Consider the following 24,062-nt stretch of genomic DNA (forward strand, 5'->3'; position numbering starts at 1 on the left):
GGCCGCCGAAGCCTTCACCTGCTTTCGGTACGGGACGTTCCGGCAGTATGCGCCGTTGCTACTGGGTGCTCAGCGTGAGGAACTCGTACATGCCCCAGTTCTGGGAGACGAAGACGTTCTTCAGCTGCGGCGGACGGTAGAACAGGCCGTGCGCCCAGACGTAGGGAAGGATGTAGGCCGACTCCATGACCTGCTTGTCGACGGCGGCCCAGATGCTGTTGCGCTTGGTCGCGTCGGTCTCGCCCGCGGCCTGGTCGATCAGCTCGTCGATCTTGGGGTCCTTCACGCCGAGGTTGGTGTTACCGGCGGGACGGATGACCCGGCTGTCGACGATCTGCTGGAAGAAGCCGAAGCCCTCGGGGTAGTCGGCGCCCCAGCCGTAGACCATGAGGCCCAGGCCGTTCTTCTTGGCGAAGTCGGGCTTGCCGGCGTAGAGCTTGAAGTAGTCACCCTGCGGGAAGCCCTTGAGCTCCAGCTTGATGCCCACGCGGCCGAGCGACTGCTGCAGCGACTCGGCGGTCTGCTTCTCGGCCGAGCGCTCGTTGCGGAAGGAGATGGTGGTGCTGAAGCCGTTGGGCTGGCCGCAGGCCGCCAGCTCCTCCTTGGCCTTGGCGAGGTCACCGGTCGGGTTGGCCTCGACGCCGTAGGGGTCGATCTTCTCGTAGCCGGTCATCTTGGCCGGCATGAGGCTGAGGGCCACGTCGCCACCGGCGTCCGGGCCGCCGTAGGCGCCCTGGATGGCCGAGCGGTCGGTCGCGTACAGCACGGCCTTGCGGCAGTGGATGTTGTCGAACGGCGGCACGTCACCGTTGATGTTGGTGAACCAGGTGCGGTCGATCGGGGCCGAGTCGGCGTACTGCTTGACCTTCTCGTCGGTCAGGACCGTCTTGCGGGCGTTGGCCGCCACGCCGGTGCTGTTGACCTTGACGTCGATCTTGCCGGAGAGCAGGCGCTGGTCGAGGTCGTCCTCGTTCTGGCCGAGCAGCACCTCGATCGAGTCGTTGAGCTGCTTGCGGTTGGGGTCGGTCGCCGCGTCCCAGTTCGGGTTCTTGACGAGCTCGATGCGCTTGGTGAGCTCGTGCGCCTTGAACATGTACGGGCCGGTCGCGACCGGGTGCTCCTTGTACTTCGAGCCGGTGTCCTTGGCCTCGGGCACGGGGGCCGTCTGCGGGAGCATGGCGAAGTAGTCGAAACCGCCGTACGGCTTCTTCAGGTGGAAGACGATGGTCTGGTCGTCGGGCGTCTCGATCGCCTTGAGGTCGTCGAGCTTGCCCTTCATCTTGTACGGGCCGGTGTAGCCGCCGAGGTCGAGCCAGTCGTTGAAGTACGTCGGGCCGCTGGGCAGGATGTCCTTGTCCAGCGAGCGCGCCACGCCGTACTTGACGTCCTTCGAGGTCACCGGGGTGCCGTCCTCGAACTTGACGCCCTTGCGCAGCTTGTACGTCCACGTCTTGCCGCCGTCGCTCGGCGTGCCCAGGCCCTCGGCCAGGTCGCCGACGAGCTGCAGGCCCTCCTCGCCGGGGACCGGCTTGAACATGGTGAGCGCGCGCGTGTAGAGGCGGGCGAAGTTCCAGGCGTAGCCGTAGTACATGTCGCCCGGGTCCACCGAGTCGAAGTCGCCGGGCATGCCCATGTGGAGGGTGCCGCCGACCTTCTCCGACGGGTTGATGACCGCCGTCACGCCCGCGTTGTACTTGCTGGACGGCTTGTCGTCGCTGCCCGAGCCGCTGGTGTTCTTGCTGCCACCGCCGCCGCCACACGCGGAGACGACCACGGCGAGAGCGGCGGTCACCGCGATCGCCGACGCCTTAGATCTCATCTTCATCGACCTGACACACCCCTTGAATCTAGGAGTTGAGAGAACTTGCGGAAAACTACTCACGAGGCCTTATCGGGCCTTGGGATCGAAGGCGTCCCTGAGGCCGTCACCGAGCAGGTTGAACGCCAGCACGGTGATGAAGATCGCGAGGCCGGGGAAGATCATGAAGTTGGGCGCCACGTCGTAGTTGTGGACCGCCTCAGCCAGCATGCCTCCCCACGTGGGGGTCGGCGGCCGCACGCCCACGCCGAGGAAGGAGAGTGCGGCCTCGAACAGGATGTTCGACGGGATCAGCAGCGTCGAGTACACGAGGATCGGCGCGAGCAGGTTGGGCAGGATCTCCTTGAACAAGATCGTGTGGCTGCGCGCACCCAGGCTTCTGGAGGCGTCGACGAACTCCCGCTCGCGCAGGGAGAGCGTCTGGCCCCGGATGATGCGCCCGATGTAGGGCCAGTTGAAGAAGCCGATGATGAAGACCAGCAGGCTGATCCTGAGGGTGTCGCCCGACATGCCGAACGCCTTGTCGGGGATGACGCCGGCCAGCGCCAGTGCGAACACCAGCAGCGGGAAGGCGAGGAAGATGTCCATGAGGCGGGAGATGACGGTGTCGACCCAGCCGCCGAAGAAGCCGGCGATCATGCCCAGCACGGTGCCGATCACCACGCACAGCAGCGTCGCGAAGAACGCGATCAGCAGCGAGATGCGGGCGCCGTACAGGATCCGGCTGAACAGGTCGCGGCCCGTGGTGGGCTCGACACCGAACAGGAAGTCCCAGCTCATGCCGCCGAAGGCGCCGATCGGAGCCTGGATCGCCGGGTCGATCTTCTCCCGGTGCCATTCGGCCGGGTCGTGACCGAACCACGACACCAGCAGCGGCGCGAAGATCGCCACGAGGATCAGCAGGACGATGACGATGCCGCCGATCATCGCGATGCGGTCGCGCTTGAGGCGCATCCAGGCGATCTGCCCGAGGGAACGCCCCCGGATGACTGAAGACTCCGCCCCCTCAAGAACGGTCTCCGGCCCGGCCTCGACGGCCGAGTCAGGAACATCGAGCGGTGCGGTCATGCCAGTGGCCCCCTGGATTCCAGACGACGTCGTCCGTGTCGGCGCGACCCGGTCAGGGTAGTGCGCCCGTGCAAGGCGAGTCCGCAGAGTCGCGGCCCCAGGAGGCAGAATCTATGGCCTGAGCTGGTATGACCAGTCCCTCAGCGCTCGATGTGGCTCAACTGTGATTCACGCGAAACTTATTCGTATCGATCTTGATGTGAATGTCTACGGCCCGTCCCGGTTGGGTCTCGGAACTGTGACAGTGCCGATCCACGACCGTTTCCGTCCGAAATCAGCTGATCCCGCGGCGCTTCAGAAGCGCTTCGATATCGGAGAAGTCATCGTCGTTCTTGGGGGTCTTGGCGGCCACCGACGGCTGGGTCTTGTTCGCTACGGGCTGAACCGGCGGCTTCCCGCCCGGCTCCGGAGCGGCCTTCTTCTTGCGGCCCAAGGACAGCCTGCGGCCGCGCATCACCCCGGAGACCACGAACAGCACGGCGGCCAGGCCAGCCACGGCCACACCGGCCCACACCATCGGATTGAGCACCAGCCCGGTGACGAACCCCACCGCGGTCGCCCCGATCGTCCACAGCGCGCTGAGCGCGCCGGTCAGGTAGGCCGCCACCGGCAGCAGGGACCAGGCCGCCAGCCTCGTCCCCGCCGCCGCGCCCCGGCGCCTGAAGGCCAGGAAGCTCAGCACCAGCCCTACCGCCGTCACCCCGGCGCACAGCGGCAACCAGGCGATCTGATTGAACATTGAGGCCGCCCCTCGTCTCGACTACGCCTTCCATCCTGGCACGCGAAACGCCGGGGGCCTCTCCTCCGCGAGGACCAGACGCCCCCTAGGGGATCAGCGCGCGCAGATCGGCGACGCCGACCTCGGCCAGCGAGGAGACCACCAGGCGGCCGGGGGCCGGCTCGACGGGCAGCAGGTTGGGGACGGCCACGACGGCGCACCCGGCCGCCGTGGCGGCCGCCACGCCGTTGGGTGAGTCCTCCAGCACCACGCAGCGCACCGGCTCGACGCCGAGCAGCCCGGCGGCCTTGAGGTAGGGCTCGGGGTCGGGCTTGGTCCGCTCGACGTCGGCGGCGGTGACGACGATGTCGAAGCGGTCTTCGCCGAAGCCCTTCAGCACGGCGTCGGCGATCTCCTTCATCGACGAGGTGACCAGGCCGACCGGCACCCCCTCGTCGCGCAGCGCCTCCAGCAGCTCCGCGGCCCCCGGCATGACGGCGACGCCCTCGGCCAGGCGCTCGACCATGCCGGAGACCATCCACTCCTGCACCGTCGGCGCCGGCACGTCGGCCCCGGAGACGGCGAGCATGTAGTCGAGCGTGCGCTCCATGGACCCGCCGACCAGGTGGGCCTGGTGCTGCGGCGTCCAGGCGGCGCCGAGCCTGGCCATCACCCTGGTCTCGATCTCCAGCCAGACCTTCTCGCTGTCGACGAGCAGGCCGTCCATGTCGAAGAAGACCGCTTCCACGTGCTTTCCCCCGATGACGAACTAGACGTTGAAGTACTTGGCCTCGGGGTGGTGCGCGACCAGCGCCGAGGTGGCCTGCTCGGGGTGGAGCTGGAACTCTTCCGACAGGCTGACGCCGATGCGCCCCGGGTCGAGCAGCTCGAACAGCTGCTGCTGGTCCTCCAGGTTGGGGCAGGCCGGGTAGCCGAAGGAGTAGCGGCAGCCCTGGATGTTGACCTTGAGCATGTCGTCGAGGGTCTCCTGGCCGCCGATGCCCCACTCCGCGCGCACCCGGGCGTGCCAGTACTCGGCCAGCGCCTCGGTGAGCTGCACCGACAGGCCGTGCAGCTCCAGGTAGTCGCGGTAGGCGTCCTTGGCGAACAGCTCGGCGGTGGCCTGGGAGATCTTGGCGCCCATGGTGGCCACCTGGAAGCCGACGACGTCGACCTCGCCGGAGTCCTTGCCGCGGAAGAAGTCGGCCAGGCACAGGTGCCGGTCGCGGCGCTGGCGCGGGAAGGTGAAGCGGGTGCGCTCGTTGCCGTCGTCGCCCAGGATGATCAGCGAGTCGCCGTCGCTGACGCACGGGAAGTAGCCGTAGACAACGGCCGCCTCCAGCAGGCCCTCGGTCTGCATGCGCTCCAGCCACATGCGCAGCCGGGGCCGGCCCTCGGTCTCGACCAGCTCCTCGTAGCCGGGCCCGTCGCCGCCCCTGGTGGGCTTGAGGCCCCACTGGCCCAGGAACAGGGCGCGCTCGTCGAGGAAGGCGGAGTACTCGGCCAGCGAGATGCCCTTGACCACGCGGTCGCCGTGGAAGGGCGCGGCCGGCACCGGGTTGTCGGCGGCCACGTCGGAGCGGGCGGGCAGCTCCTCCACCGGCGTGCGCTGCAGCACCGCGCCGGTCTTGACCCGCCGCTCGCGCAGCGGCGGCAGCGTGGCGCCCTCGACGCCGCGCTTGACGGCCATGAAGGAGTCCATCAGCCGCAGCCCCTCGAACGCGTCGCGGGCGTAGCGCACCTCGCCCTCGAACAGCTCGGCGAGATCCTGCTCGACGTAGGCGCGGGTGAGCGCGGCGCCGCCGAGCAGCACCGGGTACTTCTCCGACAGGCCCCTGGAGTTCATCTCCTCCAGGTTCTCCTTCATGATGACCGTCGACTTCACCAGCAACCCGGACATGCCGATCACGTCGGCCTTCTGCTCGTCGGCGGCCTCCAGGATGGCCGAGACCGGCTGCTTGATGCCGAGGTTGACCACCTGGTAGCCGTTGTTGGACAGGATGATGTCCACCAGGTTCTTGCCGATGTCGTGCACGTCGCCCTTGACCGTGGCCAGCACGATGCGGCCCTTGGTCTCGCCCTCGACGCGGTCCATGTGCGGCTCCAGGTAGGCCACCGCGGCCTTCATCACCTCGGCCGACTGGAGCACGAACGGCAGCTGCATCTGGCCGGAGCCGAACAGCTCGCCGACCGTCTTCATGCCGTCGAGCAGCACCTCGTTGATGATCTCCAGCGCGGGACGCTGGGTGAGCGCGTCGTCGAGGTCGGCCTCCAGGCCCTTGCGCTCGCCGTCGATGATGCGCCGCTTGAGCCGCTCCCACAGCGGCAGCGCGGCCAGCTCCTCGGCCTTGCCGGCGCGCATGGCCGCGGCGTCGACGCCCTCGAACAGGTCCATGAAGCGCTGCAGCGGGTCGTAGCCCTCGCGGCGGCGGTCGTAGACCATGTCGAGCGCGACCTGGCGCTGCTCGTCGGGGATGCGGGCCATCGGCAGGATCTTGGAGGCGTGCACGATGGCGGAGTCGAGGCCGGCGTTGACGCACTCGTTGAGGAACACCGAGTTGAGCACCATGCGGGCGGCCGGGTTGAGGCCGAAGCTGATGTTGGACAGGCCCAGCGTGGTCTGGACGCCCGGGTAGCGGCGCTTGAGCTCGCGGATGGCCTCGATGGTCTCCAGGCCGTCGCGCCTGGTCTCCTCCTGGCCCGTCGCAATGGGGAAGGTCAGGCAGTCGACGATGATGTCCTCGACGCGCATGCCCCAGTTGCCGGTCAGGTCCTCGATCAGGCGGGTGGCCACGCGCACCTTCCAGTCGGCGGTGCGGGCCTGGCCCTCCTCGTCGATGGTCAGCGCGACGACGGCCGCGCCGTGCTCGCGCACCAGGCGCATGATCTTCTGGAAGCGGGAGTCGGGGCCGTCGCCGTCCTCGTAGTTGACGGAGTTGACGGCCGCGCGGCCGCCGAGCATCTCCAGGCCGGCCTGGAGCACGGCGGGCTCGGTGGAGTCGAGCATGATCGGCAGCGTGGAGGCGGTGGCGAAGCGGAAGGCCAGCTCCTTCATGTCGGCCACGCCGTCGCGGCCGACGTAGTCGACGCACAGGTCGAGCATGTGGGCGCCGTCGCGGGCCTGGTCGCGGGCGGTCTCCACGCAGTCGTCCCAGCGGCCCTCCAGCATCGCCTCGCGGAAGGCCTTGGAGCCGTTGGTGTTGCAGCGCTCGCCGATGGCCAGGTAGGAGGTGTCCTGGCGGAAGGGGACCGTCTGGTAGAGGGAGGAGGCGCCCGGCTCGGGGTGGGGGCGGCGCGCGACCGGCTCCTTGCCGCGCACCCGCTCGACCACCTGGCGCAGGTGCTCGGGGGTGGTGCCGCAGCAGCCGCCGACCAGCGACAGGCCGTAGTCGCGGGCGAAGGTCTCGTGCGCGTCGGCCAGCTCCTGCGCCGACAGCGGGTAGTACGCGCCGTCGGAGGTGAGCACCGGCAGGCCGGCGTTGGGCATGCAGGACAGCTTGAGCCGCGAGTGGCGGGCGAGGTAGCGCAGGTGCTCGCTCATCTCGGCCGGGCCGGTCGCGCAGTTGAGCCCGACGATGTCGACGCCGAGCGGCTCGATCGCGGTGAGCGCGGCGCCGATCTCCGAGCCGAGCAGCATCGCGCCGTTGGTCTCGATCGTCACCTGGGCGATGATCGGGACGTCCCGGCCGGCGGCCTCGACGGCCCGCTTGGCGCCGATGACGGCGGCCTTGACCTGGAGCAGGTCCTGGCAGGTCTCGATGATGAGCGCGTCGGCGCCGCCCGCGATCAGGCCGGCCGCGTTGTCGCGGTAGGCGTCGCGCAGGCTGCGGTAGGGCAGGTGGCCCAGCGTCGGCAGCTTGGTGCCAGGACCCATCGAGCCGAGGACGAAGCGCGGCTGCTCGGGCGTGGACCAGTGGTCGGCCCGCTCGCGGGCGATGCGGGCGCCGGCCTCGGAGTACTCGAAGACGCGCTCGCCGATGTCGTACTCGCCGAGGGCGGCCAGGTTGGCGCCGAAGGTGTTGGTCTCGACGCAGTCGACGCCGACGGCGAAGTACGCGTCGTGCACGCCCTGGACGATGTCGGGACGGGTGACGTTGAGGACCTCGTTGCAGCCCTCGTGCCCCTCGAAGTCGTCGAGCGTCGGGTCCTGCGCCTGGAGCATCGTGCCCATAGCCCCGTCGGCCACGATCACGCGCTGGGACAACACTTCTCGGAAGGACGGGGAGATGCTCATGCCGTAGAGCTTATCGGCTGAGTCCCGACCGCTTATTCTTCCGCCTGTCAATTGACCCGGCGTCCAATACCGGCGGGCCCGTCCTGCTTCCGTCGCGTGCTCCGGGCGGGCGGTCCGCCCCCTTTCGGGGTGATCCGCTAGGGGCGAACGGAAGGGAGGGGTGAGCGCTGCGGGACGGGGGATAGTCGCGTGGTGGGCTGGGCGAAAGGGGTGGGCCGGTGGCTCGGAGCGTTCGCGGGGAGATCGGTGACGCCGACGCCTGCTTACCGCATAGGCTTAGCGCGATGAGGGAGAGAGGAGGCGACACGTGATCGAGCTCGAAGGGCTCCCCGAGCTCGTCGACCCGGTGCTCATTGCCGCGTTCGAGGGCTGGAACGACGCGGGCGAGGCTTCCAGCGGTGTGATCGCCCATCTCGAGTCGTCCTGGAAGGCCGAGCCGCTGATCGCGCTCGACCCCGACGACTACTACGACTTCCAGGTCACCCGTCCCGTGGTGGAGATGGGCGACGGGCTGACCCGGTCCATCGTGTGGCCGACGACGCGGCTGTTCCACGCCCGTCCGCCGGGCAGCGAGCGCGACGTGGTGCTGCTGCGCGGCATCGAGCCCAACATGCGCTGGCGCTCGTTCTGCGCCGACATCATCCAGGTCTGCCGCGAGCTCGGCGTCGAGCTGGCGGTCATGCTGGGCGCGCTGCTCAACGACTCGCCGCACACCCGTCCGGTGCCGATCCTGGGCGGGGCCACCGACGAGGCGCTGGCCCGTTCGACCAACCTGGAGCTCAGCCGCTACGAGGGCCCCACCGGCATCGTCGGCGTGCTCCAGCACGCCTTCGGCGAGGCCGGGCTCGACGCGATCTCGCTGTGGGCCTCGGTCCCCCACTACGTCGCCCAGCCGCCCAACCCGAAGGCCACCCTCGCGCTGCTGCGCCGCATGGAGGACGTGCTGGAGATCCCGATGCCGCTCGGCGACCTCGACGAGGAGGCGCGCGCCTGGGAACGCGGCGTCGACGAGCTGGCCTCGCAGGACAGCGAGGTGGCCGAATACGTCAAGGAGCTGGAGGAGCGCAAGGACGCGGCCGAGCTCCCCGAGGCGAGCGGCGACGCGATCGCCGCCGAGTTCGAACGCTACCTGCGCCGCCGCGACCGCGACACCGACAGCTGACCTCGCCCCCCAGCCCGCCACACCTGCCGGCCTGCCGGGGCATCGCAGCCCAAGCCGCCACCCCGGCCCGCCGGCCCCGGGGGCCATCCCGGCCCAGACCGCCACAACCGTTGGCCGGCTCCGGGGCCCATTCCGGCCCAGGCTGTCGCACCCGGCGGCTGACTCCGGGGGCATCGCGCGGCTTAGCTCCCCCGGCGCCGACTCCGGGGGCATCGCGCGGCTTGGCTGTCCCGGCCGCCGACTCCGGGGTCGTCTCGGCTCAGGCCGTCACGCCCGGTGGCTCGCTCCCGGAGGAGTCCCGTGGCGCTGTCCTCCACATCCGGCGGCCGACTCGGCGGGCAACCCCCGGGGCCAGGCCAGGGCGGTGGGGTTGTGGAGCTATGTCCCGGGCCGCGTTCAGGAGGTCGGACGTCCGGGGCCAGGGCTGTGTGGTCGCTCGGCTGTTTCCCAAGCTGTGGCTGGGAGGTTGCTTGAGGTGCAGCCCAGGCTGGGGCTGTGGGGCGCTCGCTCACGTCTCGGGGGCGAGGGGACGAGGTCGCTGGCTGCGTCTCTTGGTGCCTGCGAGGTCGCGTGGCCGGATTCCCGGCGGTGCGGGGTCACCTGCGTATTGCGTGGGCCGGGTGTGAGGGTTGGTGTGCGAGGGACTGGTCGTGGCGGTGCCAGATCAAGGTGGTCACGGCGGGGTCCGGAGCTAGCGGGGCGGTGATCAGGTCGGCGCCCGAGGCGGTCAGCCGGTCGTGGAAGAAGCCGGGGGCCAGTACGTACGAGGCCACCACCACCCGGCCATGAGTCGTCCTGCGTGCCTGGTCCACCGCGTCGGGCAGCGACGGCGTCCCCGAGGTGGCGAAGGCCGCCGTGACCGGCCGCGACAGGCGTACCGAGAGCTGCCGGGCCGCGGCGCGCACGTCGGCGAGCCCCGCGGGGTCGGACGAGCCCGCCGCGCCCAGGATCACCGTGTCGTCGGCGCGCAGCCCCGCCTGGGCCAGCGTGCGGACGAGTGCCGAGGTCAGCAGGGTGTGCGGACCGAGCCGGCCGGCCACCAGCGCGTCCGGACGATGGGCGGCGACCACCTCGGGCAGGTCGACGTGCACGTGGTAGCCCCCGGCCAGCAGCAACGGCACGACCACCAGCGGCCCCGGCACGGCGGGCAGCACGTCGGCGAGCAGCGGCGCGCTGATCTCCAGGAAACTCAGCTCGACCCGGCATCCCGGCCGGGCCCTGCGGACCGAGCGGGCCAGCGCGGCCAGCGCCCGCTCCCCCGCCGCGCTCCGCGTGCCGTGGGCGGCCAGCACCAGCGTGGGCAGGGCCCCGTCCTCCGGCGCGAACGCCTCCGCCGGAGCAGGCACACGTACCAGGGCAGCGCCCCGACCCGGCGCCGGGCCAGAGCGGGTGGGCTCCTCGGGAGGCATGGGGTGGGCGGGCTGCTGGGGGGCCATGCTGTCGCCCGGCTCGTGAAGGGGCAGGCGGGCGGTGGGGTGGTTGGGGGTCATGGGGTGTGGGGGCAGGAGAGGCGGTAGCCGCGTTTGACGACCGTCTCGACGATGCCGGCCGGTCCCAAAGCCCGGCGCAGCCGGGTGACGGCCATCTCCACCGCGTGCTCGGCCGAGTCGCGGGCCGCGCCCGGCAGGACGGTGCGCAGGTCGGCGCGGGAGACCACGTGGCCCGGCTTGTCGGCCAGGCGTTTGAGCACCGCCATCGGCGCGGGCGGCAGCGGACGCAGGTCGCCGTCCACGACGACGGCGTGGCCGCGCACCTCCAGCCGGTGCCCGCCCGCGACCAGCCGGGTGACGCCGTGCTCGGGCAGGTGCCTGGCCAGCGCGCGGGCCAGGGCGCCGAGCCGGGACCGGTCGGGCCGCAGGACGCGTACGCCGCGCGAGGTCAGCGGCTCGGCCGTGACGGGCCCCACGCAGGCGGCCACGACGGACCCGCCGAACGCGGCCAGCAGCGCGTCCTCCAGCCCGTCGGCGCGGGCCGCGCCGAGCATGGCGTGGACGGCGGGCGCGCTGGTGAAGGCCACCGCGTCCACCGCGCCGGAGACGGTCTGGCTGATCAGGCGGCGCAGGGGCGAGCCGTCGCGGCAGGGCAGCCACCGGTAGACCGGGATCTCGATCACCTCGGCCCCGGCCGCGCGCAGGTCGGCCACGAAGGCGGTGAGCGGCTCGCCGTGCTGCTGGACCGCGATGCGCCGGCCGCGCAGGTCCTGGGCGAGCAGGTGCTCCTTGACCTCGTCGCAGGACTCGGTGACGGGGGTCCAGTGGTCGGTCAGCCCGGCGGCCCGTACGGCTCCCCTGGCCTTGGGGCCGCGGGTGAGCAGGCGCGCCCTGCCGAGGTGGTCGCCGAGGTCGGCGGACAGGCCCCACCCCTCGGCGGCGGCCATCCAGCCGCGGAAGCCGACGCCGGTGGTGACGACCACGTCGTCCAGGGGGGCCTGGAGGGTGAGCCGGGTGGCGGCGAGCAGGTCGGCGTCCTCGGCCAGGGGCACCAGGCGGATGGCGGGGGCGCTGACGACGCGGGCGCCGCGCCGCGCCAGCAGGGCGGCGAACTCCTCCCGCCGCCGCGTGGCGGTCACCCCGACGGTGAACCCGGCCAGCGCGTCGGGCGCCGTCTCGGGAGCCCCTTCGGAAAGGACGGTCATGCCGGCACCTCCGGGCAGGCGGGGCCCGGCCGGGCCCCGAGCGCCCGGCCGGGCATCACAGGCGCGGGCGACGCAAGTGAGATCACGCTCCGATCCTGCTTTCGGGTGGTTTCGCCCTTGGGTCTCCGCTGTTACCGCTGTGCTACAAGGCACGGCCTTCAGGGTTGAGGGGATCCGGCGACGGGAACCGTTCCGCATGACGATCGCGGCGTTTCGGGGAGTTGCGGGTGACGGTCCGGCCTATTCGCGTGTTCGACGATCCGGTGCTCCGCGTGGTGGCGGAGCCGGTCCAGGACTTCGACCGGGAGCTGCGGCGCCTGGTGAAGTCGCTGACGCTCACCCTGCGGGCGGGCACGGGCCGGGCGGGCCTGTCGGCCCCGCAGATCGGCGAGCCGGTGCGGGTGCTCGTCTACTCCTACGACGGCCGGTCGGGGCATCTGGTCAACCCGCGGCTGGAGCTGTCGGAGCGGCGGATCACCGCCGACGAGGCGTGCCTGTCGGCGCCGGGCCTCTGGCGTCCGCTGGAACGCTCCTACATGGTCACGGCGCGCGGCCGGGACATGTTCGGCAAGCCGGTGACGCTACGGGCGCTGGGCGTGCTGGCGAGGGTGCTGCAACACGAGGCCGATCATCTCGACGGGGTGCTGTTCAGCGACCACCTCGAAGCTGAGGAGCGGGCACGCTTCCTTGCCGAGGCACTGCCGGCGAGCTGAGCTCGCGCCGCTGTTCGGGGTCGGTGCCGCCCCACACGCCGTGCGCCTGCCGGGTGTCCAGGGCGTACTGCAGGCAGGGCCGGCGCACGGGGCACCGGCCGCAGATGGTCTTGGCCTTCTCGACCTGCGAGCGGCCGGGGCCTTCGAGCGAGATCGGGAAGAACAGTTCGGGGTCCAGTTCCAGGCAGGCTGCCCTGCGTGACCAGTTGAGCATCATCATGCCCATCGCGCCTACCCATGCCTTCCGGCGTCATACCTGGCAGATCCCGGCCGAGTTCCCAGCTCGGTTCCCAGCTCAGATCTCGGCTCGGATCCCAGCTCAGATCTCGGCTCGGATCCCAGCTCAGATCTCGGCTCAGATCTCGGCTCAGATCCCAGCTCAGATCTCGGCTCAGATCTCGGCCAGCAGCCGGTCCCAGTCCCGCAGGAACCTGGGCAGGCCGTAGCGGGCCAGGGCGGCGGCCCGCGCGGCCTTGCCGGCCTGGGCGGCCCGCTCGGGGTCGGCGACGAAGGCGTGCAGGGCGTCGGCCAGCACGTCCACCCTGGTGGAGAGCACCCCGGCCTCCTGCGGCACCGCCTCGACGGCCTCGGTCGTGGCCAGCGCCACGACGGGCAGGCCGAGGGTCATGGCCTCGATGAGGGCCAGGCCCAGCGACGTCCAGCGGTAGGGGTGCAGGTAGGCGCGTCTGCGGGCCAGGGCGGCGTGCATGACGTGCTGCGGCAGGTCCTCGTAGGTGCCGTACGGCAGGCCGTCCACCTTCATGCCGAACACGTCCAGCGGGACGCGCTCGGCGAAGCGCGGCAGCAGGTCGGTGCCGGCGACCCTGGTACGGCGTACCGGCTCGTTGACCACGACGCCGGCCCTGGCCAGCTCGCCGGTGTACAGGTGGCCGGGGTCGGGGACGCCGTGCTCGATCACCCGGGTGGGTGCCCTGCCGTTGTCCCAGAACAGCTCGTTGAAGTGGGTCACGTGGACGATCGTGACGTCGCTCTGGCCGGACAGCGGATGCCTGGTGCGCGGGACGTCGCCGGCCGGGGTGTTGTGCTCGACGTACACGCCGGGCACCGCGCGGCCGAGCCACTCGCGGGCCAGGTCGATCTCGTGCGGCCGCTGGTAGACGACGACGTCGATCGGCTCGTCGCGGAGCCGGTCGTAGGCCACCTCGCGGACGTTGTCCGGCCAGTCGTAGGTGGCGGCGCGCCCCCGGCCGTCGGGTCCGCGCCCGGGGACGAGCGGCAGCACGTAGTCGTGGCCGCCGCTGACGAAGGCGCTGGTCCACGAGCCGTGGACGTGCCAGATGAGGATCCTCACCAGCGGCTCCAGCCCATGGCCCGGGCCCAGGGCGCGGACGAGGCCGCCGCCACGGGCACCTCGGGCGCGCTGAGCACCCGGTCGACGACGTCGGTGAGATCGTCGGCGACCTCGGCCGCCTGCTCGATCTCCTCCTCCAGCGTCTGCCTGGTCGGCACGAGGATGCCCCGGGCCCCCGCGGCCCTGGCCGCCTCCATGTCCCGGCCGATGTCGCCGACCACCACGCAGTCGCGCGGGCTGACGTCGAGGACGGCGGCCGCCCGGATCACCAGCCCCGGCGCCGGTTTGCGGCAGGTGCAGCCGTCGGCGTCGTCGTGCACGCAGATGGCCCACGCGTCGAACGGCCCGAGCAGTTCCTCCACCCTGGCGTTGACCTGGTCCATCTCGTCCGGCGAGAGCAGGCCCTTGGCCACGCCGGACTGGTTGGTGACCACCGCGACGGGCACGTCGGCCCGGCGGAGCCTGCCGAGCGCCTCGATCGCTCCCGGCATGGGCTCGACGAGGCGCGGGTCGCCGTTGTACGGCACGTCTTTGATCAAGGTTCCGTCCCGGTCGAAGAGGACGGCCCCGGGACGTCGCTTTTCGAACACCTCTCACCTCCGTCGCCGGTCCGGCAGCTACCCGGGCCGCCACCCGGCAAACAACTACACAGAGTGACCAATCCCAGGCGGTTACGCCCGTTTTCGCATCTCGCGAGGTAGCCCAAGGTTTGAGAGCCGCTTCTCTCGGTAGCGGTTCTCGACATCTGCGGGGGAGGAAACGATGAAGTTTCTCGGCATCAACGCGATCTTCCACGACCCGGCCGCGGCGCTGGTCGTCGACGGGAAGATCGTGGCCGCGGCGGAGGAGGAGCGCTTCAGCCGCCGCAAGCACGGCAAACGGCCGCTGGCGTTCTCGGCGTGGGAGCTGCCCGAGCAGGCCGCCGCCTGGTGCCTGCGCGAGGCGGGCCTGTCCCCCGAGGACCTGGACGCCGTGGCCTACTCCTACGACCCGGCGCTGGTCGTCCAGCGGCCGGAGGGCGACTGGGAGGACCTGCGCACGAAGTACGCCGTCAGGGCGCCCGCCTTCCTGGCGACCGCGCTGCCGGGCCTGGACGCCGGGCAGGTCTCGTACGTGCCGCACCACGTGGCGCACGCCGCCTCGGCCGGCCTGGCCTCCCCCTGGCGCGACTGCGCGGTGCTGGTGTGCGACGGGCGCGGCGAGAACGTCTCGCACCTGGCCGGCCGCTACCGCGACGGCGAGCTTGAGGTGCTGGCCGCCCAGGAGCTGCCGCACTCGCTCGGCCTGATGTACGAGGACGTCACCCAGCACCTGGGCTTCCTGCGCTCCAGCGACGAGTACAAGGTCATGGCCATGGCCTCCTACGGCCGGCCGCGCCATCTGGAGTCGCTGCGCGAGATCATCTACACGACCGGCGACGGCGGCTTCCGCGTCGAGCCGGTCGACTGGAACGTCTACGTCAAGGCCCTGGCCATGGGCGAGCCGTGGACCTCCGACCACGCCGACCTGGCCGCCAGCGTGCAGGCCCGGCTGGAGGAGGTGCTGCTGGAGCTGGCCCGCTGGCTGCACGAGCGCACCGGCGAACGCCGGCTCGCGCTGGCCGGCGGGGTGGCGCTGAACTGCGTGGCCAACACCCGGCTGCTGGACGAGGGGCCGTTCGAGGAGGTGTGGGCCCAGCCGGCCGCCGGCGACTCCGGCACGGCGCTGGGCGGCGCGCTGCACCTGGCGCAGACCTACGGCGAGCCGGCCGGTCCCATGCCGGGCGCGGCGCTCGGCCGCGGGTTCACCGACGAGGAGCTGGGCGCCTGGCTGGACGTGGCGCGGGTGCCGTACACGCGGCCGGCCGACCTGGGCGCGGCGGTGGCCGCCGAGCTGGCCGCCGACCGGATCGTGGCCTGGTTCCAGGGCCGGTCGGAGTACGGGCCGCGGGCGCTCGGCCGCCGGTCGCTGCTGGCCCATCCGGGGCACGCGCGCAACACCGAGCGGCTCAACGACGTCAAGGGCCGGGAGCAGTTCCGGCCGATCGCGCCCATGGTCCTGGAGTCCAGGGCGCCGGAGATCTTCGGGCGGGGGCCGGTGCCCTCGCCGTACATGCTGTTCGTGCACGACGTGCGCGAGCCCTGGCGGGACCGCATCCCGGCGGTGGTGCACGTGGACGGCACCGCGCGCATCCAGACGATCTCGCCGGCCGACGACCCGCTGATGGCGCGGGTGCTGACCGAGTTCGAGGCGCGCACGGGGCTGCCGGTGGTGGTCAACACCAGCCTGAACACCGCGGGCCGGCCGATGGTCGACGACCCGCGGGACGCGCTGGAGTGCTTCGGCTCCTCGCCCGTGGACGTGCTGGCGCTGGGGCCGTACCTGGTGCGGCGCGGGGAGGTGTTCGCGTCGTGATCACCGTCGTGATCCCCACCATCGGCCGCGCCACGCTGCGGGAGACGCTGGCGGCGGTGGGCCGGACGGCGCCGGTGATCGTGGTGGACGACCGGCGGGAGGCCGCCGCCGCGCTGGAGCTGCCCGATCACGTGCGGGTCGTGCGCTCGGGCGGCCGGGGCCCGGCCGCGGCGCGCAACGCCGGGTGGCGGGCCGCCGGGACGCCCTGGGTGGTGTTCCTCGACGACGACGTGATCCCCGCGCCCGGGTGGGCCGAGGCGGTCTGGAAGGACCTGGTGGACCTGCCCGACGACGTGGGCGGCAGCCAGGGCCGGATCCAGGTGCCGCGACCGGCCGGCCGGCGGCCCACCGACGCCGAGCGGCACACGCTGGGGCTGTCGGACGCGCTGTGGGTGACGGCCGACATGGCCTACCGGCGTTCGGTGCTGGAGCAGATCGGCGGGTTCGACGAACGTTTCCCCCGGGCCTACCGGGAGGACGCCGACATCGCCCTGCGGGTGGCGCGGGCCGGCCACCGGCTGGTCGCGGGCGAGCGCGTGACCACGCACCCGGTGCGCCAGGACGGGTTCTGGGCGAGCGTGCGCTTCCAGCGCGGCAACGCCGACGACGCGCTGATGCGGCGGCTGCACGGGCCGGGCTGGCGGCAGGCCATCGGCGGGTCGGGGGGCCGGCTGCGCCGCCACGCCGCCACCTCCGCCGCCGCGCTCACGGCCGCCGCCCTCGGCCTGGCCGCCACCGCGGCCCGCCCGCCCGGAAGAGGACGCGCGGACCGGTGGCCCGTGAGACGGCCCGGCAGTCGGCCCGGCGGGCGGCTCGATCGGCGGCCCGGCAGGCGCGGCGCGGCCGGCGGGTGGCGGGCGTTGCCGGTGCTGGCCGCGCTCGCCGGAGCCCTGTGGGCGGCGATGACCGCCGAGTTCGCCTGGCGGCGCATCGCCCCAGGGCCGCGTACCCCGCGCGAGGTGTGGCGCATGGCCGTCACCAGCGTGGTGATCCCGCCGGTCGCCTGTGTGCACCGGCTTCGGGGGGAATGGAGGTGGCGGCGATGAGACGTCGCGATCCGGCGGCTCGCTGCGGCGGCAGCCGTACGAGCGCCGCGCGGTGCGGCGGGAAGGCCGGACGGCCCGCCCGCGCCCGCAAGCCCGCGCAGAACACCGCAGCGCAGAACACCACGGCTCAGACCACGACGGCGGACCCCGCCACGCCGGAGGCATTGGCCTGCCGGGCGGCCGGAGAGCACGGCGGCGGCCGGGGACGCGTCCTGGTGGCGCGGCTCGACGACGCCGGGGACGTCCTGCTGGCCGGGCCCGCCACCCGGGCCGTGCGCACGCTCGCCGACGAACTGGTCTTCCTGGCCGGTCCCAACGGCCGGGCCGCCGCCGAGCTGCTGCCCGGCGTGGACCGGGTGATCGAGTGGCGGGCGCCGTGGATCGACCACTCCCCCGCCGCCGTGTCCAACGCCCAGGTCGCCGACCTGATCGCCCGGGTCAAGGGCGTGGACGAGGCGCTGCTCCTGACCTCCTTCCACCAGTCGGCGCTGCCGCTGGCCCTGCTGCTGCGGATGGCCGGCGTGCGGCGCGTCTGCGCGATCAGCAACGACTACCCCGGCTCGCTCCTGGACGTCCGGCACGTCGTGGACGAGACGCTCGACGTGCCCGAGGCCGAGCGCATGCTGGCCCTCGCGCGGGCGGCCGGGTTCGATCTGCCACCCGGCGACGACGGCAAACTGGCTGTTCGGCGGCCCTTGCCGGATATCGGCCGGGAAAGCGGGCATCTCCTAGGCGTCGGCGGCGCTGCCGATGAACGCTCGTACGTCGTGGTGCATCCAGGGACGTCAGCCCCCGCCAGAACGTGGCCGGCCGACAGGCATCGGCAGGCCGTCAGGGAGCTGGTGGACGACGGGCACCGGGTCGTCGTGACCGGCAAGGAACGTGACCTCACCGCCTACGTGGCCTGCGACGCGGCAGTCGACCTCGGGGGCAGGACCACGTTCGCCGAGCTGGCCGCCGTGATCGAAGGCGCCAGTGTGCTGGTGGCCGGGAACACCGGTCCCGCGCACCTGGCCGCGGCGGTCGGCACGCCGGTCGTGAGCCTGTTCGCCCCTGTCGTCCCCGCCGCTCGATGGGCCCCGTACGGCGTGCCCACGGTGCTGCTCGGCGACCAGCAGGCGCCCTGCTCGGGAAGCAGGGCGCGCACCTGTCCGGTGGCCGGGCACCCGTGCCTGTCCCTGGTGACAAGTGAGCAGGTGGTCAAGGCAGTGAGGGAGCTGACGCAGTGAAGGTCGATCTCATCTCCGAACACGCCGATCCGCTGGCGGCGATCGGTGGCGTGGACGCGGGCGGGCAGAACGTCTACGTCGCGCACCTGGCCGTCGCACTGGCCGAGCGCGGGCACACGGTCGTCGTCCACACCAGGCGCTCGGCGCGGTCGCAGCCCGACGCGGTGACCATGGCGCCGGGCGTCACGGTCGAGTACGTCACGGCGGGCCCGGCCGCGGTCGTCCCGAAGGACGAGCTGCCGCCGTACATGCCGGAGTTCACCCAACGCCTGGCCGAGCGCTGGGCGGCCGACCCGCCGGACGTGGCGCACGCGCACTTCTGGATGAGCGGCCAGGCGGCCCTGCGGGCCGCCGGGGGCGTGCCGGTGGTGCAGACCTTCCACGCGCTGGGGACCGTGAAGCGGCGCTGGCAGGGCGAGGCCGACACCAGCCCGGCGCACCGGATCGAGACCGAGCGCGAGATCGGCAAGCGGGCCGACGCGGTGCTGGCCACCTGCAGCGACGAGGTGAGCGAGCTGTGCGCGATGGGCGTGCCCGAGCGGCGCGTCACGGTGGTGCCCTGCGGGGTGGACCTGACGGCGTTCCGCCCGCAGGGGCCGGTCGCGCCGCGCGCGGGCGCCAAGGTGGTGCTCAGCATCGGCCGGATGGTGCCGCGCAAGGGCGTGGACACCCTGATCGCCGCGCTGCGCCAGCTCCCGGACGCCGACCTGGTGATCGCCGGCGGCGGCCCGGACGACGAGGAGGAGACCGCGCGGCTGCGCGACCTGGCCTTCGCCTACGGGCTCCAGGACCGGGTGCACCTGATCGGCAGCGTCCCGCGCACGCACGTGCCGGCGCTCATGCGCTCGGCCGACGTCGTGGTCACCGTGCCCTGGTACGAGCCGTTCGGGATGGTCCCGATCGAGGCGATGGCCTGCGGCGTGCCCGTCGTGGCCTCGGCGGTCGGCGGCCACCTGGACACGGTCGCGGGCTGCGGCGTGCTGGTCCCGCCGCGCCGCCCGCGGGCGCTGGCCAGGGCGCTGCGCGACGTGCTCGCCGACCCGGGCAGGCGCGCGGCGCTGGGCGCGGCGGGGGCGCGGCGGGCCCGCGAGCGGTACGGCTGGTCCCGCATCGCCGAGCAGACCGAGGCGGTGTACACGCAGGTCATCGACGGCAAGCTCTGCCGCCTGGCCGCTCTGGGGGGTTGATCATGGACAGACATCTGGAAAAGCTCTGGACCACGCTGGAGAAGGTCGACGACCACGCGGTCACCATCCGTGCCTGGGGCGGGAAGCTGGCCGGCGTGCTGTCGGCCGGCGGCCGGCTGCTGGCCTGCGGCAACGGCGGGTCGGCGGCCGAGGCCCAGCACCTGACGGCCGAGCTGGTGGGCCGGTTCCGGGCCGACCGGCCGCCGTACGCGGCGATCCCGCTGCACGGCGACAGCTCCTCGATGACCGCGATCGCCAACGACTTCGGCCACGAGGAGGTCTACGCCCGCCAGGTGCGCGCGCACGGCCGTCCCGGTGACGTGCTGATGTGCCTGTCGACCAGCGGCGGCAGCCCGAACGTGCTGGCCGCGGCCCGGGCGGCGCAGGAGGTCGGCGTCGTCGCCTGGGCGCTGACCGGGCCCGCGCCGAACCCGCTGGCCGACCTGTGCGACGAGGCGGTGGCCGTGCCCGCGCAGGAGACGGCCACCGTCCAGGAGGTGCATCTCGCCATGATCCACCTGCTCTGCGACGCCGTCGAGGAGGCCGTCTGATGGGCCCCCTCGTCGTCATCGGCGACACGCTGCTCGACGTGGACGTCGAGGGCGACAGCGAGCGGCTGTGCCCGGACGCGCCGGTCCCGGTGGTCGACATCGCGGCCGAGCACGCCCGTCCCGGCGGGGCCGGGCTGGCCGCGCTGCTGGCCGCGCGGGACGGCGCGGAGGTGGTGCTGATCACCGCGATCGGCGACGACCCCGACGGTCACCGCCTGTGCGCGCTGCTGTCGGAGGAGGTCGAGCTGGTACGCCTGCCGCTGAACGGCGGGACCGTGCGCAAGACCAGGGTCAGGTCGAGGGGCCAGACCATGCTCAGGCTCGACAGCGGCGACGGCGTGGCCCCGTCCGACCCGCCCGGCGAGATCCCCGAGGAGATCACGGCGGTGCTGGCCCGCGCCGGCGCCGTGCTGGTCTCCGACTACGGCAGGGGCGTGGCCGGCCTGGCCCGGGAGCCGCTGCGCGAGACCCGCGTACCGGTCGTGTGGGACCCGCATCCCCGGGGCGGGCCGCCCATGCCGGGCTGCACGCTGCTGACGCCGAGCGAGGCGGAGGCCAGGATGCTGTGCCCGGACGGCTACCGCGGCCCCGACCAGGCGGCCCGCCGCCTGGTGCGGGAGCTGCGCGCCGCAGCCGTGGCGGTCACCACCGGCGGCAACGGCGCCACGCTGGCCGTCCAGGGCGGCCCGCTGACGCGGGTGCCGCCGCCGGTGACGGCCGCCGGGCAGGACGCGTGCGGCGCGGGCGACCGGCTCGCCGGCGCCGCGGCGCTCGCGCTGCGGGACGGCGCGGACGTCGAGGAGGCGGTCACCATCGGCGTCGGCGAGGCCTCGCGCTTCGTCGAGCGCGGCGGGGCCGCCACCGTCAGGACCCAGGAGCAGCGGCTAGGCGACCGGCCGCGCACCGCGCTGGAGGTGGCCAGGCTCACCCGCGCGCGGGGCGGCCGGCTGATCGCCACCGGCGGCTGTTTCGACCTGTTGCACGCGGGGCACGTGAGCCTCCTGCGGCGGGCCAGGGCGCTGGGCGACGCTCTCGTCGTCTGCGTCAACTCCGACGACTCGGTGCGCAGGCTGAAGGGCCCGTCCAGGCCCGTCGTCGACGCGCGTGACCGGGTCGAGGTGCTGCGGGCGCTGAGCTGCGTGGACGCGGTCCTGGTGTTCGAGGAGGACACCCCGGCCGAGTCCATCGAGCTGCTGCGGCCCGACGTGTGGGTGAAGGGCGGGGACTACGAGGGGGAAGTCCTGCCCGAGTCAGAGGTCCTGAAGCGGCTCGGCGCCGAGTTCGTCGCGCTCAGCACGCTGCCGGGACGTTCGACCAGCAATCTGATCAGGGAGATCCAGTGAATATTTTGATCACCGGTGGCGCCTCCGGTCTCGGCCTGGCCACCGCCGAAGCGGTCGAGAAGGAGGGCTGGCGGGCGCTCGTCGTCGACGTGCGCGAGCCGGACCAGCGCTTCGACCACGTCACGGCCGACCTGGCCGACCGCGGGCAGGCCGAGCGGGCCGTACGCGAGCTGGCCGAGCGGGCCGGCGGCCTGGACGGCGTGGTGACCGCGGCCGGCATCGACGCCTGCGGGCGCCTGGAGGACGTGCCCGCCGACGACTGGGAGCGGGTGATCCAGGTCAACCTGCTCGGCACGGCCGCCGTCGTCCGGGCGGCGCTGCCGTACCTGAAGCGGACCCGCGGCAAGGTGGTGACCTGCGCCTCGACGCTCGGGCTGCGCCCGCTGAGCGACGCCTCGGCGTACTCGGCGTCCAAGTTCGGCGTCGTCGGCTTCACCAGGGGGCTGGCGGTCGAGCTGCGCGGCGAGGTGGGGGTGACCCTGCTGATCCCGGGCGGCATGCGGACGAGCTTCTTCGACGGACGTCCCGAGCAGTACAAGCCGGGCCCGGAGGCGGGGCTGAACGACCCGGCCGACGTCGCCCAGACCGTCGTGTTCGCGCTCCGGCAGCCGGCCGGGTGCGAGGTCAGAGAGCTGGTCGTCTGCCCCTCCACGGAGACGTCATGGCCCTAGAACTGCTCGCGTTGCGCGGGCTCGGCCTGGGCGACCTGCTCACGGCCGTCCCCGCGCTGCGGGCGCTGCGCCAGTCCTTTCCCGGGCACCGGATCACGCTGGCCGCGCCCAAGTCCCTGGAGGCCCTGCTGCCGCTGATCGGCGCGGTGGACGCCCAGGTGGACGTGTCCGGGCCGGGCCCGGTGCCGTTCCGGCGGCCCGACATCGCGGTCAACCTGCACGGCAAGGGGCCGCAGAGCATCGAGGCGCTGCGCGCCACCGACCCGGGCCGGCTGATCAGCTTCGGCGTCGGCCCGCCGTGGCAGGACGGCGTGCACGAGGTGCGGCGCTGGTGCGGCCTGCTGGAGTGGCACGGCATCCCCGCCGACCCGGAGGACCTGACGCTCGGCATCTCCGACCGGACGGGCCCGGTGATCGTGCATCCGGGGGCCGCCTACCCGGCGCGGCGCTGGCCGCCCGAGCGGTTCGCCGAGGTCGCGGCGGCGCTGGACGACGTGGTCGTCACCGGCAACGCCGACGAGGTGCCGATCGCCACGAAGGTCGCCGAGCTGGCCGGGCTGCCGCCGGAGCGCATGCTGGCCGGCCGCACCCGTCTGGCCGACCTGATCGACCTGGTCAGCCGGGCCCGGCTGGTGGTCTGCGGCGACACCGGGGTCGCGCACCTGGCGACGGCGTTCTGCGTGCCGTCGGTGGTGCTGTTCGGCCCCGTGCCGCCGTCGGAGTGGGGGCCGCCGCCCGGATGGCGGCACGTGGCCCTGTGGGCCGGTCGCAAGGGCGACCCGCACGGCCTGCGCCCCGATCCCGGCCTGCTCAGGATCGAGGTGTCGGAAGTGGTCGACGCAGCTCTGGAGGTCACGTCATGAGGGCTCTGGTCACCGGCGGAGCCGGCTTCCTCGGTTCCTACCTGTGCGAACGTCTGCTGGAGGAGGGCTCCGAGGTCATCTGCATGGACAGTTTCCTGACCGGCGGCCCGCGCAACGTCGAGCACCTGCTGGACAATCCCGCCTTCCGGCTCATCGAGAGCGACCTGACCGGGTACGTGCACGTCCCGGGCCGGGTGGACCTGGTGCTGCACTTCGCCTCGGCCGCCTCGCCGGCCGACTACCTGCGCTACCCGATCGAGACGTTGCGGGTGGGCAGCGTGGGCACCCTGCACGCGCTCGGGCTGGCCAGGGAGAAGGGCGCCCGGTTCGTCCTGGCGTCCACCAGCGAGGTGTACGGCGACCCGCTGGAGCACCCGCAGAAGGAGACGTACTGGGGGAACGTCAACCCGGTCGGCCCGCGCAGCGTGTACGACGAGGCCAAGCGCTTCGCCGAGTCGCTGACCACCGCCTACCGCCACTCGCGCGGCACCGACACCGGCATCGTGCGCATCTTCAACACCTACGGCCCGCGGATGCGCCCGTTCGACGGCCGGGCGATCCCGACGTTCATCCGGCAGTCGCTGAAGGGCGAGCCGCTCACCATCACCGGCGACGGCTCCCAGACCAGGTCGATCTGCTACGTGGACGACACCGTCTCGGGCATCCTGGCGATGGCCCGCAGCGACTTCACCGGCCCGGTCAACATCGGCAACCCGGACGAGCTGACCATGCTGGAGCTGGCCACCCTCATCCGCGACCTGACCGGTTCGGCCTCGGAGATCGAGTTCATCGACCGGCCCGCCGACGATCCGAAGGTGCGCAGGCCCGACACCACCCTGGCCGCCGAGCGGCTGGGCTGGCGGGCGGAGGTGCCCGCCAAGGAGGGGCTGCGGCGCACGATCGAGTGGTTCACCGCGGAGCTCGCCGCGAACGACAGGTTCGAGGAGCTGCGTGTGTGACGGAGAACGCCGAGGGATCGGCGACTCCACGGGAGGTGGGGGGGGGGGGGGGGGCGCCCCCCCCCCCCCCCCCCCAACCCCCCGGGGGGGCCCCGGGGCCCCCCCCCCCGGGGGGGGGGGGCCCGGGGCCCCCCCCGGCGGGGGGGGGGTGACGGTCG

The 24,062-nt window shown here is 72.8% G+C and carries 21 protein-coding genes; 11 read left to right on the top strand and 10 right to left on the bottom strand.

The window, feature by feature from the left end; translation table 11 throughout:
- Nucleotides 1-58: 58 nt before the first annotated feature.
- The 5 genes from ACIBQ8_RS40650 to metH all read right to left on the bottom strand — a co-directional run bounded on the left by ACIBQ8_RS40650 (nt 59) and on the right by metH (nt 7,839).
- Nucleotides 59-1,825, bottom strand: a complete 1,767-nt coding sequence (locus tag ACIBQ8_RS40650) for an ABC transporter substrate-binding protein (protein ID WP_397194703.1) — start codon at nt 1,823-1,825, stop codon at nt 59-61.
- A 63-nt stretch (nt 1,826-1,888) separates the two neighbouring features.
- Nucleotides 1,889-2,887 (bottom strand): ABC transporter permease, encoded by a 999-nt coding sequence (locus ACIBQ8_RS40655; protein ID WP_397177400.1) that lies wholly within the window; start codon nt 2,885-2,887, stop codon nt 1,889-1,891.
- Between the two features lie 274 nt (nt 2,888-3,161).
- Nucleotides 3,162-3,626: a cellulose synthase gene (locus ACIBQ8_RS40660; protein WP_397194704.1), complete on the bottom strand. Its 465-nt coding sequence runs from the start codon at nt 3,624-3,626 to the stop codon at nt 3,162-3,164.
- Nucleotides 3,627-3,711: 85 nt separating this feature from the next.
- A complete protein-coding gene (locus ACIBQ8_RS40665; protein WP_397194705.1) occupies nt 3,712-4,353 on the bottom strand; it encodes an HAD family hydrolase in 642 nt (213 codons plus the stop codon).
- A 21-nt stretch (nt 4,354-4,374) separates the two neighbouring features.
- Nucleotides 4,375-7,839, bottom strand: a complete 3,465-nt coding sequence (metH, locus tag ACIBQ8_RS40670) for a methionine synthase (protein WP_397177395.1) — start codon at nt 7,837-7,839, stop codon at nt 4,375-4,377.
- A gap of 307 nt (nt 7,840-8,146) precedes the next feature.
- Here metH and ACIBQ8_RS40675 point away from each other — a divergent pair, with 307 nt between their 5' ends.
- On the top strand, nt 8,147-9,001 hold the full coding sequence (locus ACIBQ8_RS40675) for a PAC2 family protein (RefSeq protein ID WP_352325653.1): 855 nt from the start codon (nt 8,147-8,149) through the stop codon (nt 8,999-9,001).
- Nucleotides 9,002-9,597: 596 nt separating this feature from the next.
- Here the strand turns inward: ACIBQ8_RS40675 and ACIBQ8_RS40680 are convergent.
- Complete coding sequence (locus ACIBQ8_RS40680; RefSeq protein ID WP_397194706.1) at nt 9,598-10,347, bottom strand: sirohydrochlorin chelatase; 750 nt, start codon at nt 10,345-10,347, stop codon at nt 9,598-9,600.
- A gap of 140 nt (nt 10,348-10,487) precedes the next feature.
- Nucleotides 10,488-11,636, bottom strand: a complete 1,149-nt coding sequence (locus ACIBQ8_RS40685; protein ID WP_397177392.1) for a uroporphyrinogen-III synthase — start codon at nt 11,634-11,636, stop codon at nt 10,488-10,490.
- Between the two features lie 248 nt (nt 11,637-11,884).
- Between ACIBQ8_RS40685 and ACIBQ8_RS40690 the strand changes: the two genes are divergently transcribed.
- Complete coding sequence (locus ACIBQ8_RS40690) at nt 11,885-12,349, top strand: peptide deformylase (protein ID WP_397177390.1); 465 nt, start codon at nt 11,885-11,887, stop codon at nt 12,347-12,349.
- On the opposite strand, the gene ACIBQ8_RS40695 is transcribed toward ACIBQ8_RS40690, so the two are convergent.
- From ACIBQ8_RS40695 to ACIBQ8_RS40705, 3 genes are all read right to left on the bottom strand, one after another.
- Nucleotides 12,285-12,569, bottom strand: coding sequence for a WhiB family transcriptional regulator (locus ACIBQ8_RS40695; RefSeq protein ID WP_397177567.1), 285 nt, complete (start codon nt 12,567-12,569; stop codon nt 12,285-12,287). The genes ACIBQ8_RS40690 and ACIBQ8_RS40695 overlap by 65 nt on opposite strands.
- A gap of 171 nt (nt 12,570-12,740) precedes the next feature.
- Nucleotides 12,741-13,661, bottom strand: a complete 921-nt coding sequence (locus ACIBQ8_RS40700) for a glycosyltransferase (protein ID WP_397194707.1) — start codon at nt 13,659-13,661, stop codon at nt 12,741-12,743.
- Nucleotides 13,658-14,251: a D-glycero-alpha-D-manno-heptose-1,7-bisphosphate 7-phosphatase gene (locus tag ACIBQ8_RS40705; RefSeq protein WP_397177387.1), complete on the bottom strand. Its 594-nt coding sequence runs from the start codon at nt 14,249-14,251 to the stop codon at nt 13,658-13,660. Before ACIBQ8_RS40705 ends, ACIBQ8_RS40700 begins: the two co-directional genes overlap by 4 nt.
- Before the next feature lie 172 nt (nt 14,252-14,423).
- Between ACIBQ8_RS40705 and ACIBQ8_RS40710 the strand changes: the two genes are divergently transcribed.
- The 9 genes from ACIBQ8_RS40710 to ACIBQ8_RS40750 are packed head-to-tail and all read left to right on the top strand — an operon-like array spanning nt 14,424 to nt 23,904.
- Entirely contained in the window at nt 14,424-16,055 is a 1,632-nt protein-coding gene (locus ACIBQ8_RS40710; RefSeq protein WP_397177386.1) for a carbamoyltransferase, read from the top strand.
- A complete protein-coding gene (locus ACIBQ8_RS40715; protein WP_397194708.1) occupies nt 16,052-17,101 on the top strand; it encodes a glycosyltransferase family 2 protein in 1,050 nt (349 codons plus the stop codon). Before ACIBQ8_RS40710 ends, ACIBQ8_RS40715 begins: the two co-directional genes overlap by 4 nt.
- Nucleotides 17,098-18,330 (top strand): glycosyltransferase family 9 protein, encoded by a 1,233-nt coding sequence (locus tag ACIBQ8_RS40720; protein WP_397194709.1) that lies wholly within the window; start codon nt 17,098-17,100, stop codon nt 18,328-18,330. The genes ACIBQ8_RS40715 and ACIBQ8_RS40720 overlap by 4 nt, the downstream gene beginning before the upstream one ends.
- Nucleotides 18,327-19,517: a glycosyltransferase gene (locus ACIBQ8_RS40725; RefSeq protein ID WP_397177380.1), complete on the top strand. Its 1,191-nt coding sequence runs from the start codon at nt 18,327-18,329 to the stop codon at nt 19,515-19,517. The genes ACIBQ8_RS40720 and ACIBQ8_RS40725 overlap by 4 nt, the downstream gene beginning before the upstream one ends.
- A 2-nt stretch (nt 19,518-19,519) precedes the next feature.
- The gene (locus ACIBQ8_RS40730) at nt 19,520-20,068 is read left to right on the top strand and encodes an SIS domain-containing protein (protein WP_387680190.1); all 549 of its coding nucleotides are present in this window, start codon (nt 19,520-19,522) and stop codon (nt 20,066-20,068) included.
- Nucleotides 20,068-21,411: a PfkB family carbohydrate kinase gene (locus ACIBQ8_RS40735; RefSeq protein ID WP_397194710.1), complete on the top strand. Its 1,344-nt coding sequence runs from the start codon at nt 20,068-20,070 to the stop codon at nt 21,409-21,411. The genes ACIBQ8_RS40730 and ACIBQ8_RS40735 overlap by 1 nt, the downstream gene beginning before the upstream one ends.
- Nucleotides 21,408-22,082: an SDR family oxidoreductase gene (locus ACIBQ8_RS40740; protein ID WP_397177376.1), complete on the top strand. Its 675-nt coding sequence runs from the start codon at nt 21,408-21,410 to the stop codon at nt 22,080-22,082. Before ACIBQ8_RS40735 ends, ACIBQ8_RS40740 begins: the two co-directional genes overlap by 4 nt.
- Complete coding sequence (locus ACIBQ8_RS40745; RefSeq protein WP_397177373.1) at nt 22,073-22,945, top strand: glycosyltransferase family 9 protein; 873 nt, start codon at nt 22,073-22,075, stop codon at nt 22,943-22,945. Before ACIBQ8_RS40740 ends, ACIBQ8_RS40745 begins: the two co-directional genes overlap by 10 nt.
- A complete protein-coding gene (locus ACIBQ8_RS40750; protein ID WP_397177371.1) occupies nt 22,942-23,904 on the top strand; it encodes a UDP-glucuronic acid decarboxylase family protein in 963 nt (320 codons plus the stop codon). Before ACIBQ8_RS40745 ends, ACIBQ8_RS40750 begins: the two co-directional genes overlap by 4 nt.
- The last annotated feature ends 158 nt before the right edge of the window (nt 23,905-24,062 follow it).

This window comes from Nonomuraea sp. NPDC049646 (genome assembly GCF_044465525.1).
In the GTDB taxonomy this organism is placed as follows: Bacteria; Actinomycetota; Actinomycetes; order Streptosporangiales; family Streptosporangiaceae; genus Nonomuraea.

Coding starts and splice junctions, on each gene's coding strand:
- ACIBQ8_RS40650 (WP_397194703.1), bottom strand. CDS start 1,825: ATGAAGATGAGATCTAAGGCGTCGGCGATCGCGGTGACCGCCGCTCTC.
- ACIBQ8_RS40655 (WP_397177400.1), bottom strand. CDS start 2,887: ATGACCGCACCGCTCGATGTTCCTGACTCGGCCGTCGAGGCCGGGCCG.
- ACIBQ8_RS40660 (WP_397194704.1), bottom strand. CDS start 3,626: ATGTTCAATCAGATCGCCTGGTTGCCGCTGTGCGCCGGGGTGACGGCG.
- metH (WP_397177395.1), bottom strand. CDS start 7,839: ATGAGCATCTCCCCGTCCTTCCGAGAAGTGTTGTCCCAGCGCGTGATC.
- ACIBQ8_RS40685 (WP_397177392.1), bottom strand. CDS start 11,636: ATGACCGTCCTTTCCGAAGGGGCTCCCGAGACGGCGCCCGACGCGCTG.
- ACIBQ8_RS40695 (WP_397177567.1), bottom strand. CDS start 12,569: ATGATGATGCTCAACTGGTCACGCAGGGCAGCCTGCCTGGAACTGGAC.
- ACIBQ8_RS40710 (WP_397177386.1), top strand. CDS start 14,424: ATGAAGTTTCTCGGCATCAACGCGATCTTCCACGACCCGGCCGCGGCG.
- ACIBQ8_RS40720 (WP_397194709.1), top strand. CDS start 17,098: ATGAGACGTCGCGATCCGGCGGCTCGCTGCGGCGGCAGCCGTACGAGC.
- ACIBQ8_RS40730 (WP_387680190.1), top strand. CDS start 19,520: ATGGACAGACATCTGGAAAAGCTCTGGACCACGCTGGAGAAGGTCGAC.
- ACIBQ8_RS40735 (WP_397194710.1), top strand. CDS start 20,068: ATGGGCCCCCTCGTCGTCATCGGCGACACGCTGCTCGACGTGGACGTC.
- ACIBQ8_RS40745 (WP_397177373.1), top strand. CDS start 22,073: ATGGCCCTAGAACTGCTCGCGTTGCGCGGGCTCGGCCTGGGCGACCTG.
- ACIBQ8_RS40750 (WP_397177371.1), top strand. CDS start 22,942: ATGAGGGCTCTGGTCACCGGCGGAGCCGGCTTCCTCGGTTCCTACCTG.